Annotated in this window: 13 protein-coding genes; 1 reads left to right on the forward strand and 12 read right to left on the reverse strand. The window is 58.8% G+C overall.

Annotation, left to right across the window (positions count from 1 at the left end; all coding sequences use genetic code 11):
- Window positions 1–12: 12 nt before the first annotated feature.
- The 10 genes from aauR to GNF76_RS00590 form a co-directional block, all read right to left on the reverse strand.
- Window positions 13–1353, reverse strand: a complete 1341-nt coding sequence (aauR, locus tag GNF76_RS00545; protein ID WP_155581243.1) for a two-component response regulator AauR — start codon at window positions 1351–1353, stop codon at window positions 13–15.
- On the reverse strand, window positions 1350–3251 hold the full coding sequence (gene aauS, locus GNF76_RS00550) for a two-component sensor histidine kinase AauS (protein WP_155581244.1): 1902 nt from the start codon (window positions 3249–3251) through the stop codon (window positions 1350–1352). The genes aauR and aauS overlap by 4 nt, the downstream gene beginning before the upstream one ends.
- A gap of 191 nt (window positions 3252–3442) precedes the next feature.
- Complete coding sequence (locus tag GNF76_RS00555) at window positions 3443–4177, reverse strand: amino acid ABC transporter ATP-binding protein (RefSeq protein ID WP_003208734.1); 735 nt, start codon at window positions 4175–4177, stop codon at window positions 3443–3445.
- Window positions 4174–4845, reverse strand: coding sequence for an amino acid ABC transporter permease (locus tag GNF76_RS00560; protein ID WP_155581245.1), 672 nt, complete (start codon window positions 4843–4845; stop codon window positions 4174–4176). Before GNF76_RS00560 ends, GNF76_RS00555 begins: the two co-directional genes overlap by 4 nt.
- Complete coding sequence (locus GNF76_RS00565; protein WP_155581246.1) at window positions 4845–5591, reverse strand: amino acid ABC transporter permease; 747 nt, start codon at window positions 5589–5591, stop codon at window positions 4845–4847. Before GNF76_RS00565 ends, GNF76_RS00560 begins: the two co-directional genes overlap by 1 nt.
- 196 nt (window positions 5592–5787) lie before the next feature.
- Window positions 5788–6714, reverse strand: coding sequence for a glutamate/aspartate ABC transporter substrate-binding protein (locus GNF76_RS00570; RefSeq protein ID WP_155581247.1), 927 nt, complete (start codon window positions 6712–6714; stop codon window positions 5788–5790).
- Between the two features lie 316 nt (window positions 6715–7030).
- Complete coding sequence (gene glpD, locus GNF76_RS00575) at window positions 7031–8569, reverse strand: glycerol-3-phosphate dehydrogenase (protein ID WP_155581248.1); 1539 nt, start codon at window positions 8567–8569, stop codon at window positions 7031–7033.
- 287 nt (window positions 8570–8856) lie between these two features.
- The gene (locus GNF76_RS00580; protein ID WP_155581249.1) at window positions 8857–9612 is read right to left on the reverse strand and encodes a DeoR/GlpR family transcriptional regulator; all 756 of its coding nucleotides are present in this window, start codon (window positions 9610–9612) and stop codon (window positions 8857–8859) included.
- A 97-nt stretch (window positions 9613–9709) separates the two neighbouring features.
- Entirely contained in the window at window positions 9710–11215 is a 1506-nt protein-coding gene (gene glpK / locus GNF76_RS00585; protein WP_155581250.1) for a glycerol kinase GlpK, read from the reverse strand.
- A 78-nt stretch (window positions 11216–11293) separates the two neighbouring features.
- A complete protein-coding gene (locus GNF76_RS00590; protein ID WP_155581251.1) occupies window positions 11294–12163 on the reverse strand; it encodes an MIP/aquaporin family protein in 870 nt (289 codons plus the stop codon).
- A gap of 360 nt (window positions 12164–12523) precedes the next feature.
- On the opposite strand from GNF76_RS00590, the gene ybaK reads away from it, so the two are divergent.
- Window positions 12524–12994, forward strand: coding sequence for a Cys-tRNA(Pro) deacylase (ybaK, locus tag GNF76_RS00595; protein ID WP_155581523.1), 471 nt, complete (start codon window positions 12524–12526; stop codon window positions 12992–12994).
- A gap of 142 nt (window positions 12995–13136) precedes the next feature.
- Here the strand turns inward: ybaK and GNF76_RS00600 are convergent, their stop codons facing one another.
- On the reverse strand, window positions 13137–14246 hold the full coding sequence (locus GNF76_RS00600) for an ABC transporter ATP-binding protein (protein WP_155581252.1): 1110 nt from the start codon (window positions 14244–14246) through the stop codon (window positions 13137–13139).
- Complete coding sequence (gene argF, locus GNF76_RS00605) at window positions 14243–15163, reverse strand: ornithine carbamoyltransferase (RefSeq protein WP_155581253.1); 921 nt, start codon at window positions 15161–15163, stop codon at window positions 14243–14245. Before argF ends, GNF76_RS00600 begins: the two co-directional genes overlap by 4 nt.
- Between the last annotated feature and the right edge of the window lie 299 nt (window positions 15164–15462).

A 15462-nucleotide genomic window follows, 5' to 3' on the forward strand; every position in this document is an offset into this window, starting at 1 on the left:
CACACGACGCTCCTAGTGGCTCAAGCCGTACTTCTTGACCTTGTCGAACAGCGTGGTCTTGGCCATGCCCAGTTCCTGACTGGCCTGGGTCAGGTTGCCACCGCTGCGCTGCAAGGCGTCGTTGAGCAGGTTGCGTTCGAAGGCTTCCACCGCTTCAGTGAAGGCCAAGCCGTTGTTGCCGCTGCTGGCGCCGCTTTTCTTGAAGGCTGGCAATCCCAGGGCAAAGCGTTCGGCAACGTTGCGCAGTTCGCGTACGTTGCCCGGCCAGTCGTGGCTCATCAGGTTGGACAGGGTCTGGTTGTCCAGGTCCGGTGCAGTGCGGTCAAAACGCAGTGACGACTGCTGTAGAAAGTGTTCGAACAACTGCAGGATGTCTTCCCGGCGCTCGCGCAGGGGCGGCAGTTCCAGGGTCACCACGTTGAGGCGGTAATACAGGTCGCTGCGAAACTGGTTGGCGCGGCTCAGGTCATCAAGGTCGGACTTGGTGGCGGCAATGACCCGGCAATCTACCGCCACGCTCTGGTTTGAACCCAGGCGTTCCAGTGTGCGTTCCTGCAACACCCGCAATAGCTTGATCTGCAGGTTCATCGGCATGCTTTCCACTTCATCGAGAAACAGCGTGCCTTGGTGGGCGTGCTCGATCTTGCCGATCCGCCGTTTGCCGGCGCCGGTGAAGGCGTTGGCTTCGTGGCCGAAAATTTCGCTTTCGAACAGGTTCTCCGGCAGGCCGCCGCAGTTCAGGGCCACGAACTGATGAGCGTGGCGGCGACTGAAATCGTGCAGGCAACGGGCAACCAACTCCTTGCCGGTACCGGTTTCGCCTTCGATCAGCACGTTGGCTGAGGTGTCGGCGACGTTGGCGATCAACTCCCGCAGGTTTTGCATGGCGGGTGAGCGGCCGATGATCCGTCCTTCCAGGGAGTCGCGCTCGGCCAGTTGCCGACGCAACGACCAGACTTCCCGAGCCAGACCGCGCTGTTCCAGGGCACGGCGAGCGACGTCCACCAGGCGCTCGGGGGAGAAGGGTTTCTCCATGAAGTCATAAGCGCCGTTGCGCATGGCACCGACGGCCATGGAGATGTCGCCGTGGCCGGTGATCAGTACCACCGGCAGGCTCTTGTCCAACGCCTTGAGACGGGTCAGCAGTTCCAGCCCGTCGATGCCCGGCAGGCGAATATCGCTGATGACAATACCGGCAAAGTTTTCACCGACCCGAGTCAGGGCTTCCTCGGCACTGTTGACGCCAATGCTGGGAATGTCTTCCAGGGCCAGGGCTTGCTGGCAGCCGAGCAGTACATGGGGGTCATCTTCGACGATCAGGACGGTCAGGTCGGTGTTGTGTTCGGTATTCATGTCGACTCGCCGGGTTGAGGGCCTGCCAGGGGCAGGCTCAGGACAAAGGCTGTACCACCGTTGAGCGGGTGCTCGACGGCAAGCGTGCCGCCGGTGGCCGCCGCCAGGCTTGCCGACAGGGTCAGGCCAAGGCCCAGTCCCTGTTCGCCGGGTTTGGTGGTGAAAAAGGGTTCGAACAAATGCTTGCGGGTTTGCGCGTCAATACCATGCCCGTTGTCGCGTACCCGCAGGCGGTATTTGCCGTCGACGGTGTCACCCTCCAGCCACAGTTCGGGAGCCGGTTGCGCCTGCATGGCGTCCAGGGCGTTGCCGATCAGGTTGACCAGGATTTGCTCCAGCCGGGTCTGGTCGATTTGCAATTGCGCGGGCGTGAAGTTGCGGTGCAGGGTCAGCGGCAAGCTGTCCAGGCGGCTGCCCAGGACCTGAAAGGTCGCGTCTACCGCCTTGACCAGGCTCGCTTCGCCCTGGTCGTCGCCGCGCCTTGCAAAGGAGCGCAGGCTGGCGGTGATGCGGCCCATGCGGTCGATCAGTTCGTTGATGGTCTTGAGGTTGGCGCTGGCGGTGTCCAGGGCGCCGCGTTCGAGGAAGCGCACGGTGTTGCCTGACAGCGTACGCAGGGCGGCCAAAGGCTGGTTCAATTCATGGGCGATGCTGGTGGACATCTGGCCGATGGCGGCCAGCTTGCCGGCCTGGACCAGTTCATCCTGGGCCCGGCGCAAGGTTTCTTCGGCCAGGCGTCGTTCGCGGATCTGGCTCTTGAGTCGCTCATTGCTGGCCCGCAGGTCGGTGGTGCGTTCGGCGATGCGGCGCTCCAACTGATTATTGGCTTCCTGCAAGGCTTCCCGTGCAGCGAGGCGGGTGGCGATAACCTTGCGCCGCTCGTTCCAGGCGATCAACAGAAAGGCCACCAAGGCAAAGGCCACGGCCACCAGAATGCCCTGGTTGACCGCTGCCTGGCGCAGGTCATGCAGGGGCGTCAGCAGAGTGAAGTTCCACGGTGTGTCACTCAGGGGGCGGGTCTGGGCCAGGTAGCTGACTTCGTTGTCGTCGGCCACCACTTCGCTGTTGGCCGGGAAGGTCAATTTTTCCGTGCCTTCATTAAGACGCTCGCGGGCCAGGGGTTCCAGCTCGTTGAGGGTTGCCCAGTAATATTGCAGGCTGCGGGCCAGACGCTCCTTGGTGTCATCACTCAAGGGACGCACGGCCTTGAGGCGGCGCGCTGGGTCGCTGGACAGAATGATGATGCCGTTCTCGTCACTGACGAAGGCTTCCAGGCGTGCCCGTTGCCAGCGTTCTTCCAGTGCTTCCAGGCGCACTTTTACCACCGCGACGCCGATGATCTTGCCGTGTTCTTCCAGGCCATGGGCCAGGTAGTAACCCGGCTCGCCGTTGGTGCTGCCGATGCCGTAGAACCGACCGGGTTGGCCGCGCACCGCATTCTGGAAATAGGCGCGAAAGGACAGGTCTTCTCCCAGGTAACTGTCAGCATCGCGCCAGTTACTGGTGGCCAACACACGGCCGGTGGTGTCCATCACATAAATGGCTCGACTGCGGCTACGCCGGTTCAGGCCCTCGAGGTAATCGTTGACGGTCTTGCGGTGTTCGGCAGAGGGCTCAGCCAGCAACTTGGAGACGCTGGACTCCAGCTCCAGGAGGCTGGGCAGGTAGGTGTATTTGCTGATCTCACTCTCGACGGTGCGGGCGTGCAGCTCCAACTGACGCTCGCCGTTCTCGCCCAGGGTGCGGATTCCGTAGTATTCGCTGATCCAGAAGCCGATATAACCCAGGCCGATCATCAGCAGGATGATCAACGGCGGCAGGAACAATTGGCGAATCAGACGAGGCTTCACGGCAAGTGATGGCGGTGCGGCGCGATAGAGAGTGGGGTCGCATTTCATCACAGATGCCTTGGGTCAACCAGAGCTCAACCAAGCCGAACACGGTCTGCGAAACAGTGAAGATCAAAAGTGGGAGCGGGCTTGCCCGCGATGGCGGTATGTCAGGTGTCAGTAGATTGACTGGCAAATCGCTATCGCGGGCAAGCCCGCTCCCACATTTGTCCGGTTTCGACAGTGAGAGCGGTGTGCTTTTAGTGCTGCAGGATTTTCTCAAGGAAGTGCTGCGCACGCTCGGAACGGGCACTGATGTCGCCGAAGAACTCCTCTTTCGGGCAGTCTTCGATGATCTTGCCGGCGTCCATGAAGATCACCCGGTCCGCGACCTTGCGGGCGAAACCCATTTCGTGGGTTACGCACATCATGGTCATGCCTTCCTGGGCCAGTTGCACCATCACATCCAGTACTTCGTTGACCATTTCCGGGTCCAGCGCCGAGGTCGGTTCGTCGAACAGCATGACGATCGGGTCCATGGCCAGCGCACGGGCAATCGCCACACGCTGTTGCTGGCCGCCGGAAAGCTGGCCCGGGTGCTTGTGAGCGTGAGCCGACAGACCTACACGCTCCAGCAGTTGCAGGCCTTTCTTGGTGGCTTCTTCCTTGCTGCGTCCCAACACCTTGATCTGCGCGATGGTCAGGTTTTCGGTGATGGTCAGGTGCGGAAACAGCTCAAAGTGCTGGAACACCATGCCGACGCGCGAGCGCAGTTTTGGGAGATTGGTCTTCGGGTCGGCGATGGACGTGCCATCGACTACCACATCACCTTTCTGGAACGGCTCCAGGGCGTTGACGCATTTGATCAAGGTGGATTTGCCGGAGCCGGACGGTCCGCACACCACGATCACTTCGCCTTTTTTAACCTCGGTGCTGCAATCGGTCAGCACCTGGAAGTCGCCATACCACTTGTTGATGTTCTTGATAGAGATCATACGGCAAACCTTTTTTGCAGACGCTTGACCAGCAGCGAGGCGGAAAAGCTGATGATGAAGTAGACGACACCGGCGAAGATCAGGAACTCATTGGAGCGGCCAATGATGTCGCCATTGGAGCGGGCGGAGTTGAGGAAGTCCACCAGGCCCACGGTGTAGACCAGCGAGGTGTCCTGGAACAGGATGATCGACTGTTGCAGCAGCAACGGCGTCATCTTGCGGAACGCCTGGGGCAGGATGATCAAGCGCATGGTCTGGCCGTAGCTCATGCCCATGGCCTGCGCTGCGGCCATTTGGCCTTTGGGGATCGACTGCACACCGGCCCGCACGATTTCGCAGAAGTACGCCGCCTCGAACATCATGAACGCCACGACGCAGGAGGTGAACGCACCGATCGGCGTATCTTCGCCTGTAATCCAGCGCAGCACGAACGGTACCGCCAGGTAGAACCAGGTGATCACCAGCAGCAGCGGGATCGAACGGAAATAGTTCACATAGGCGCCGGCCAGGCGGGACAGCAGTTTGTTGGAGGACAGGCGCATCAGCGCGAGGATCGTCCCGATGATGATCCCGCCGACCACACCCATGACCATCAGCTTCAAGGTCATGACCATGCCGTTCCACAAGCCGGGAATGGCGGGGATGATGCCGCTGAAATCGAATTCCATTATTTACCCCCCACGGAGATCAGGCCGGGCACTGCGACTTTCTTCTCGACCACACGCATCAGCAGCATCAGGCTCATGTTCAAGGTGAAGTAAATCAGCGTGGCCAGGGTGAAGGCCTCGAACAGGTTGGCCGAAAACTCGGCGGTCTGTTTGGTTTGCGCCAGCAGTTCCATCAAGCCGATCAGGGACGCCACCGAGGAGTTCTTGAAGACGTTGAGGAACTCCGAGGTAAGCGGCGGAATGATGATCCGGTAAGCCTGGGGCAGCAGCACGTTCCAGTAGATCTGCGGCAGCTTGAAGCCCATGGCGCGCGCGGCGGATTCCTGGCCGCGTGGCAGCGCCTGAATGCCGGTGCGCACTTGCTCGCACACACGGGCGGCAGTGAACAGGCCCAGGCATACGACGACGCTCAGGTAGGCCGAGGTGGTCGGATTGAGGTCTTGTTTGTACCAGTCTTGCAGGTTCTGCGGCAGCAGGTCGGGTATCAGGAAATACCAGATGAACAGCTGAACCAGCAGCGGTACGTTACGAAACAGTTCCACGTAGCAGGTCGCGATGCCCGATACGATGCGGTTTGGCACGGTGCGCATGACGCCGAGTACGGAGCCCAGCAGCAAGGCGATGATCCATGCCACGACGGCAATAGCGATGGTCCAGCCCAGGCCAGCGATGTACCAGTCGAGATAAGTCTCGCTGCCAACGCCGGTGGACTTGAAGAACACGCCCCAGTCCCAGTTGTAATTCATTAGGGTCTCCCCTCGAGATCGATCGATGTACAAGCACCCGCTTGGGGAAAATCCATTCCCGCCTGACGTTGATCGTCAGGCACACACGATCGGCTCGAAAACCACCGGGTCGAGTGTTCCAAAAATTATTGCCAGCAGGTAGTAACAGACGCCTGAGGGAGGGTTGGCTCCCTCAGGAGATAAGGTTAGTCAGGAATCAGATTTTTACTTCCGGAGCAGGCTTGTCGGTCGGGTTCTGAATCAGTTCCTTGACCTTGTCGCTCATTGGGAAGTTCAGGTTCAGGCCTTTTGGTGGAATCGGGCTTTCGAACCACTTGCTGTAGATCTTGTTGATTTCGCCGGATTTGTACAGGCCGACGATGGCGTCATCCACGGCTTTCTTGAAGGCCGGGTCGTCTTTGCGAACCATGCAAGCGTAGGCTTCAAAGGACTGCGGAGTACCGGTGATGACCCAGTCATCCGGCTTCTTGGCCTTGGCTTCTTCACCGGCCAGCAGGGCGTCGTCCATCATGAACGCTACGGCGCGGCCGCTTTCGAGCATTTGGAAGGATTCGCCGTGGTCTTTGGCAGAGATGACGTTCATGCCCATCTGCTTGTCGGCGTTCATCGCTTTGATGATGCGCTCGGACGTGGTGCCGGCGGTGGTCACGACGTTCTTGCCTTTCAGATCAGCGAAATCGCTGTAGGACGGCTTGCCGTCTTTGTCTTTCTTGACCAGCAGGCGGGTGCCGATTTCGAACATGTTGATTGTGAAGTCAACTTGCTGGGCGCGTTCGGTGTTGTTGGTGGTGGAGCCGCACTCGATGTCCACGGTGCCGTTCTGCACCAGCGGGATACGAGTCTGTGAAGTGACCAGATTGTACTTGGCTTTCAGGTCGGGTTTGTTCAGGTCTTTTTTCAGGGCTTCAACGATAGCCAACTGAATGTCGTGGGAGTAGCCCACAGGTTTGCCCGAACCGTCCGCGATGTAGGAAAACGGGATGGAGCTGTCGCGGTGCCCGAGGGTGATGGTGCCGGAGTCGTTGATTTTCTTCAGTGTGCCGGTGAGTTCGGCGGCGAAAACTGGAGTGCTGATCAGAGCAGCAGCGATAGCTGCGCCCAAAATATGGGGAACGATGCGCATCAATACTTCCTCGACATTTGTTTTTTTTATGAAGCCGGTTAAGACGGCCCTTTTTGTACAGCGAATGCCTATGGCGGCTCCTGAGGCACCTCAGGCAATCGCCTACGAGTGTAGAGCATGAGTCGTGCCAGGCTTGAAATAAGTTATTAAGTATATGATTTATAACAATATTAACTTTATATGACCGACGCTTTTCAAGCGGTTGATCCGGTAAACCGAATCAAGGATGGCATGGCGTTCGGAAAACCGACTATTTGAATGGCCATAAAAAAGCCCCTGAACCTTTCGGCGCAGGGGCTTTGTCATGGCAGGTGGATCAGGCCGCTTCAATCTTGCTGCGGTTCTGTTCGACCTTGGCCAGGTAGTGCTGCACGTTTTCCTGTTCTTCCGGGGTGGTGAACAGGCCCAGCTTGCTGCGACGCCACAGGATGTCCTCAGGGTGCATGGCCCACTCTTCGGCACACAGGTAGTCGACTTCCCGGGTGTAGAGGCCGCCACCGAGGTGATCGCCCAAGTCTGCCAGCGACTGCACACCTTCCAGCAGGCGCCAGGTGCGGCTGCCATAGGTGGTGGACCAGCGACGGGCGATTTCGCTCGGGATCCAGTCGAACTTGTTGCGAATGGCCACGGCCAGGGCTTCTGGGGTGGTCATGTCTTCGCCGCCGGGCAAGGGGGCCTTGGCGGTCCAGCTTGGCCTCATCTGTGTGAAGTACGGTGCCAGATGGCCCATCGCCGACTCTGCCAGTTTGCGGTAGGTGGTCAGCTTGCCACCGAATACCGACAGCAGAGGTGCTTCGCCAGTGTTGCCGGACAGCGACAAGGTGTAGTCGCGGGTGATGGCCGATGGGTTGTCCGACTCGTCATTGCACAGTGGACGCACGCCGGAATAGGTGCGGACGATATCGTCGCGGCTCAGCTGTTTCTTGAAGTGGGCGTTGACCACCTTCAGCATGTAGTCGGTTTCACCTTCGGTAATCGCCACTTTTGCCGGGTCGCCGGTGTACTCACGATCGGTGGTGCCGATGATGGTGAAGTGGTTCAGGTACGGAATGGTGAAGACGATGCGCTGGTCTTCGTTCTGCAGGATATGCGCGTGGGCGCCTTCGTACAGTTTTGGCACGATCAGATGGCTGCCCTGAATCAAACGGATGCCATAGGGCGAATCCAGCTTCAGGTCGTCCTTGATGAACTTGGCAACCCAAGGACCGGCGGCGTTTACCAATGCCCTGGCGCGGATCGAGAACAGGCTGCCGTCGGCCCGTTCCATGTTCATTTCCCACAGACCTTTGCTGCGGTGAGCGCTGACGCAGCGGGTCTGGGTGTGGACATGGGCACCCTTTTCCCGTGCGGCCATGGCGTTGAGTACCACCAGGCGGGCGTCGTCGACCCAGCAATCGGAATACTCGAAACCTTTGGTGATTTCGCTTTTCAGCGGGCTGTCCGGGCCGAACTTGAGGCTTTTAGAACCTTCGAGTTTTTCCCGCTTGCCCAAGTGGTCGTACAGGAACAGGCCGGCACGAATCATCCACGCCGGACGCAGGTGCGGGCGGTGGGGCAGGACAAAGCGCATTTGTTTGACGATGTGCGGGGCCTTGGCCAGCAGCACTTCCCGTTCAGCCAGGGCTTCGCGCACCAGGCGGAACTCGTAATGTTCCAGGTAACGCAGGCCGCCGTGGATCAGCTTGCTGCTGGCCGAGGAGGTGTGGCTGGCCAAGTCGTCCTTTTCGCAAAGGAATACCGACAAACCGCGACCGGCTGCGTCTGCTGCAATGCCGACGCCATTGATCCCGCCACCAATAACGGCGACATCATAGACTTCGGCAAGCGGTTGAGCAGGCAAGGTAGAAGGGTTCATCGGCTGGCCTCGCAATCTTTTCGTATTGGAATTCGAACATTAATGTTCATTTGCGAAAATGGTAGCTTATAAACGCAGGCACAGCCAGTCCGCTTCGATTGAAAATACTGATCGAAGGGCGGGGAAAGGGAAATGTGTGAACGTAAGTCGGGTGACCGACTCAAGAAATGTTTTGTCAGCTAAGCCTTCATCGCGGGCAAGCCCGCTCCCACAGTTGAAATGCGATCAACTGTGGGAGCGGGCTTGCCTGCGATAGCAGAGGAACAGGCGATGAAGGTGACGGAGGGTTAAACCACTTCCAGGCGAATCTTGTTCTGATTGAGCAACTGCACCAGCGCCGGAACCGGCTGCTGATCGGTGACTAAACAATCAATCAAACTGATTGGTCCCAGACGAATCATGGCATTGCGCCCGAACTTGCTGGAGTCTGCTGCCAGAATCACCTTGCGTGCATTGGCGATGATCGCCTGGGACACCCGCACTTCCTGGTAATCGAAATCCAGCAGGCTGCCATCTTCATCGATACCGCTGATACCCACCAGTGCGAAATCGACCTTGAACTGATTGATAAAGTCCACGCTGGCCTGGCCCACCACGCCACCGTCACGGCGTACGTTGCCGCCGGTCAACAGCACATCAAAGTCATCCTTGGCACTGAGCATCGTGGCGACATTGAGGTTGTTGGTGATGATTTTCAGGTGGCTGTGGTTCAACAGCGCCCGAGCGATGGATTCGGTGGTGGTGCCGATATTGATGAACAGGGAGGCGTGATCGGGGATCTGCGCCGCAATCGCTTCGCCGATACGCTGTTTCTCGTCGCGCATCTGGTCGGCACGCATGGCGTACTCGGTGTTCTCGACGCTGGAGTCATAAGCCGCGCCGCCGTGGTAGCGACGCAACAGATTATCTTGGGCGAGTTGATTGATATCACGGCGGATGGTTTGCGGGGTGACAACGAACAGCTGCGCCATTTCCTCGATGCTCACATAGCCGCGTTCGCGGACGAGTTCGAGGATTTGCTGCTGGCGGGGAGGCAGATTCATGGGGCGTCCTTTGGGCTGCCGTACAAAAAAGTGGCCCATGATGACGCAGGAATCTGCTCCCTGCCAGTTACAACCCTATATGGGTCCAGCCGCTGGCTTATTCAGCACCTTCGTGGGGTTCCCAGTCGCGGGTGCGGCTGACGGCTTTTTTCCAGCCAGCGTAGAGTTTTTCCTTTGCGGGTTCGTCCAGTTGCGGTTCAAATTCGCGCTCGATGACGGCCTTGCCACGCAATTCCTCCAGGCTGCCCCAGAAGCCACAGGCCAGGCCTGCCAGGTAGGCGGCACCCAGTGCAGTGGTTTCGCGCATTTGCGGACGCTCAACCTGAGTGCCAAGGATGTCGGCCTGGAACTGCATCAGGAAGTTGTTGGCCACTGCGCCGCCGTCTACCCGCAGGGATTTCAAACGTTCGCCGGAATCCTGCTGCATGGCATCGAGTACGTCGCGGGTCTGGTAGGCAATAGACTCCAGGGCTGCACGAATGATGTGATCCACGCGTACGCCGCGGGTCAGGCCAAACAGTGCGCCACGGGCGTACGGGTCCCAGTACGGAGCGCCCAGGCCGGTGAAGGCCGGAACCAGGTACACGCCGTTACTGTCCTTGACCTTGCTGGCGAAGTATTCGGTGTCGGTGGCATCGGCGATGATCTTCAGTTCGTCGCGCAGCCACTGCACGGTGGAACCGCCGTTGAATACCGCACCTTCCAGGGCGTAAGCCACTTCGCCGCGCGGGCCGCAAGCGATGGTGGTGAGCATGCCGTGCTTGGATTTCACAGCCTTGTCGCCGGTGTTCATCAACAGGAAGCAACCGGTACCGTAGGTGTTTTTTGCCTGACCCGGTTCTACGCACATTTGGCCGAACAGCGCCGCTTGCTGGTCACCGGCGATACCGCCGATGGCGATGCCGCTCTTGGTGCGGCCGTAGATTTCCGAGGAGGACTTCACTTCCGGGAGCATTTCGCGGGGGATATCCAGGATATCCAGCATCTTCGCGTCCCACTCCAGGGTGTGGATGTTGAAGAGCATGGTGCGTGAGGCGTTGGTGTAGTCAGTGACGTGGGTCTTGCCGCCGGTAAATTTCCAGATCAGCCAGCTGTCGACGGTGCCGAACAGCAGTTCGCCGTTGCGCGCACGCTCGCGGCTGCCTTCGACGTTGTCGAGGATCCACTTGAGCTTGGTACCGGAGAAGTACGGGTCGGTTACCAGGCCAGTGGTGTCGCTGATGTATTGTTCGTGGCCGTCGCGCTTGAGCTGCTGGCAGATCTCGGTGCTGCGGCGGCACTGCCAGACAATGGCATTGTAGATCGGGCGACCGGTGACCTTGTCCCAGACCACCGTAGTTTCACGCTGGTTGGTGATGCCGATGGCGGCAACCTGGTCATGGTGCAGGCCGGCTTGTGCCAGGGCCTCGACCATCACCGCACTCTGGGTAGCAAAAATTTCCATCGGATCATGTTCGACCCATCCGGCTTGCGGGTAATGCTGGGCGAATTCACGCTGGGCGGTGCAGACCACGTTGGCGTCACGATCAAAAATGATCGCTCGGGAACTGGTCGTGCCCTGATCGAGGGCAATGATGTAGTTCTTATTCTGAGTGTCGGTCATGTCGATTGCCTTGGACGGAAAAAGGGAGAGGGTCAATAGCCTGGGTCGCAAAGGGCAGGAGGACCCAGGCTAGCACTGTCAGGAAGTTCGGGTTTTGTCGGTGGCGACGGTTCTTGTGTCAGTCGCATCAGTCGCATCAGTTGTAGCAGGTGCGACGCTGGGCAGGTGACGGGCAATCAGCCCGCGATAAGCCGCAGCGCCGAGGCAGGCACCGACAATCGGTGCAAAAATCGGAATCAGGAAATAAGGAATATCGCGCCCGCCAGTGAAGGCTATTTCACCCCAACCGGCGAAAAAGGTCATCAGCTTGGGGCCGAAATCACGGGCCGGGTTCATCGCAAACCCGGTCAGAGGGCCCATGGCGCTACCAATTACCGCGATCAGCAAGCCGATCAATAGCGGGGCCAGCGGGCCACGGGGCAAGCCATTGTTATCGTCGGTCAGGGCCATGATCACGCCCATCAGGATGGCGGTGATGACCAATTCCACCAGGAATGCCTGGGCAGTACTCAGCAGCGGGTGTGGGTAGGTGGAGAACACCGATGCCAATTCCAGGCTGGCCTGGGAGCCGCGGATCATATGGTGGGTTTGTTCGTAATCGAAAAACAGGTTGCTATAAAGCGTGTAAACCAACGCGGCTGCGCAGAAGGCGCCCGCCACTTGGGCAAGGATGTAGAACGGCAGTTTACGCTTGTCGAAATCGGCAAAAATACACAGCGCGATACTCACGGCGGGATTGAGGTGGGCCCCGGAAATGCCGGCGCTCAGGTAGATCGCCATGCTGACACCGATCCCCCAGATGATGCTGATTTCCCACAAACCAAAGCTGGCACCCGCGACCTTGAGCGCAGCAACACACCCGGTACCAAAAAAGATCAGCAGCGCAGTCCCCAGGAACTCGGCCATGCATTGGCTCGAGAGTGGCGGCTGTTGAAGAGCAGTTGTCATTGAAAACCTCTGTTTTTGTTGTTGTCCGGCGTCTTGTCGTAACGGGCAAGAGGCGATTTTCACCGTGTCGAGGACCCCCATCCTGTTCGCGGCTTGCTGCTGGAGTACCGAAGGGCTGTTTCTATAGTATTCGGAAACGAAAAAATATAGACAAGAAACACGGCTGTCAAAGGTCGAAAGTGAACTGTCGGTCATTTTCTAACTATTGGTGCGGTGAATGATCGCGAAGAGGATTGATAAAAGGGCTGTCACTCCCTGTCCGGATACGTCGCAGAGCGGGTCGGACTAGAGCCTTTTGTGAGGGCTTGGCCTAGAATGGGTGATCCGTTTTTCCACCTTGATGCCAAGTTTGGAGCCTTCATGACGCCTGCATTGGACTTGTTGAAAAAAGTTCGCGCCGAACATCGTATCCACAGTTATGAACACGACCCCAAGGCGGCCTCCTATGGCCTGGAGGCCGCGGAAAAACTGGGGCTTGATCCGGCGCAGGTGTTCAAGACCTTGCTGGCCAGCAGTGAAAAAGGTGAGCTGTTGGTGGCGGTTGTGCCGGTCGTCGGAAGTCTGGATTTAAAGGCCTTGGCTCATGCGGCGGGGGTGAAGAAAGTCGAGATGGCCGCCCCGGCAGCCGCGCAACGATCGACTGGGTATTTGCTGGGGGGAATCAGCCCCCTGGGGCAGAAGAAGCGTTTGCGCACATTCATTGATGTGACGGCGCAGCCATTTGCGACAATTTTTGTCAGCGCGGGGAGGAGGGGGCTTGAGGTGGAGTTGGCTGCTGCGGTGCTGGCTGAGCATACCCAAGGCAAGTTTGCAGAAATTGGCCGGGCTTGATTGCTTGCGTTGATCCCGAGAGCTCTGGAGATTAAGTGTGGGAGCAGGCTTGCCTGCGATAGCGGCGTAACAGGCAACATGAATGTTGAATGTTAGTCAGTCATCGCAGGCAAGCCAGCTCCTACATTTTGATTCGGTTTCTTCAGTTGGCGCTGCTGTAGCGCCGAACGCCTGATTCGACCTGGGGAATCTGCGCCGCCGTACTGCCCGAGGCCTGGAACAGCACCAGATGTTCAGCCGCCACGCGAATGCCAACCTCAGCACCCACCTGATGATCGGCATGGCTGGGGAAGATCGACTCCAACTGGGCGCCGGTTGGCAGTTGCAAGCGATACAAGGTCGACGCACCAAGAAAGGTCTTGCCGACGATCCGTGCTTTCAACGCGCTGTCCGGGGTATAGACAATGTCATCCGGGCGCAGCAATACATCCACCGTGCCGCCAGTCGGCCAGGTATAGGCACGATTGCCACGCAACTCACCCAGCTCGGTACTAACGGATTCCGGCGTCGTCAGTTGCCCGCGAATGAAATAACCCTGCCCGATAAAGCTGGCCACAAACGGTGTCAGTGGCTCGTGATAGAGGTTGTAGGGCGTGTCCCACTGTTCCAGGCGACCTTCTTTGAACACGCCAACATGGTCGCTTACCGCGAAGGCTTCTTCCTGGTCATGGGTCACCAGGATCGCACTGGTGCCCCGAGCCTTGAGGATATCGCGCACTTCATGGCTGAGTTTGCGCCGCAGTTCACCGTCGAGGTTGGAGAAGGGTTCGTCCAGTAATAGCAGCTGTGGTTCCGGCGCCAGTGCGCGAGCCAGGGCTACACGCTGTTGCTGGCCACCGGACAGCTCATGGGGGAAGCGCTTGCCCAGGTTCTTGAGGTTGACCAGTTCCAGCAGCTCGGCAACCACTCGGTCTTTTTGCGGGTGTTTGCGGATGCCGAAGGCGATGTTGTCGGCCACGCTGAGGTGTGGAAACAGCGCGTAGTCCTGGAACACCATGCCGATACGACGTTTCTCCGGCGCCAGGGTAAAACCGGCGCTGGAGATGACTTCGCCCGCCAGGCTGATTTCCCCTTCATGCACCGGCTCAAACCCGGCAATCGCCCGCAGGGTGGTGGTCTTGCCGCATCCCGAGGAGCCCAGCAGGCACCCGATGTCGCCAGCATTGAGGTGCAGGTTGAGGTTCTGCACCACCCGTTGATCCTGATAACCGCATGCCAGATTGCGAAGATTCAGCAGTAATGGCTGGCTCATGCGTGGTGGTACGCCGGTTCGACGAGAAATTCGAGCAAGGCTTTTTGGGCGTGCAGACGGTTTTCCGCCTGGTCCCAGGCCACCGAGCGCTGATCGTCCAGCAGGTCGAGGCTGATTTCTTCACCCCGGTGAGCTGGCAGGCAATGCATGAACAGTACATCCGGCGCGGCCAGGTCGAGCAGCGCGCGAGTCACCTGGAACGGTGCGAACAGCGCCAGACGCTTGGCAGTTTCGTCTTCCTGGCCCATCGAGGTCCAGACGTCAGTGCTTACCAGGTGGGCACCGACCACCGCATCCCGTGGGTCGCGTACGATTTGTACACGGCCTGCGGCCTTGGCGAGGAATTCGGCACTCGGTTCGTAACCTTCGGGGCAGGCAATGCGCAGGTGGAAGTCGAACTGGATCGCCGCTTCTATATAGCTGTTGCACATGTTGTTGCCGTCGCCAATCCAGGCCACGGTTTTGCCCTGAATCGGGCCACGGTGTTCGAGGAACGTCTGCATGTCGGCCAGCAACTGGCAGGGGTGCAGGTCATCGGACAGGCCGTTGATTACCGGTACCCGGGAGTTGGCGGCAAACTCGGTGAGGGTGCTGTGGGCGAAGGTACGGATCATCACCGCATCGAGCATGCGCGACATGACGATGGCGCAATCGCTGATGGGCTCGCCACGGCCCAGTTGGGTATCCCGAGGCGATAGGAAGATGGCCTGGCCGCCGAGCTGGATCATCCCGGCTTCGAAGGACAGGCGGGTGCGGGTGGACGACTTCTCGAAAATCATCCCGAGCACGCGGTTTTTCAAAGGCTCGAACAGTACGCCGCGGTTACGCAGGTCTTTAAGCTCAATGCCTCGACGGATCACGCTGACCAGCTCTTCGGGCGTGCAATCCATCAGGGAGAGAAAGTGCCTTGCGCTCATCATTAACTACCTTTTTGCAACAGACCGCAGATACTCAAAGCCTTGTTTATTGGGAAAACGGGCGAGACCTGCGGCGAAAGCCGCACGGGGCGACGAAATAGGGGAAGGCGCGATATTGACACTAAATGTCGCGTCTTACCAATAGGCTACGGTTTTTAGGGGTGTTCAAGGACGCGGGGAGAGCGCTTTTGAAGCCTGTTTCCTGACTGCAGCGGGTCATTTGTACACTGGCGTTGCTTAACTTTGCAACGCGTCAGGGCGGGCGTAGGTCAGGCTGTGTCGGTTTGGGCAGGCTGCGC

The organism is Pseudomonas spelaei, assembly GCF_009724245.1.
GTDB lineage: Bacteria > Pseudomonadota > Gammaproteobacteria > Pseudomonadales > Pseudomonadaceae > Aquipseudomonas > Aquipseudomonas spelaei.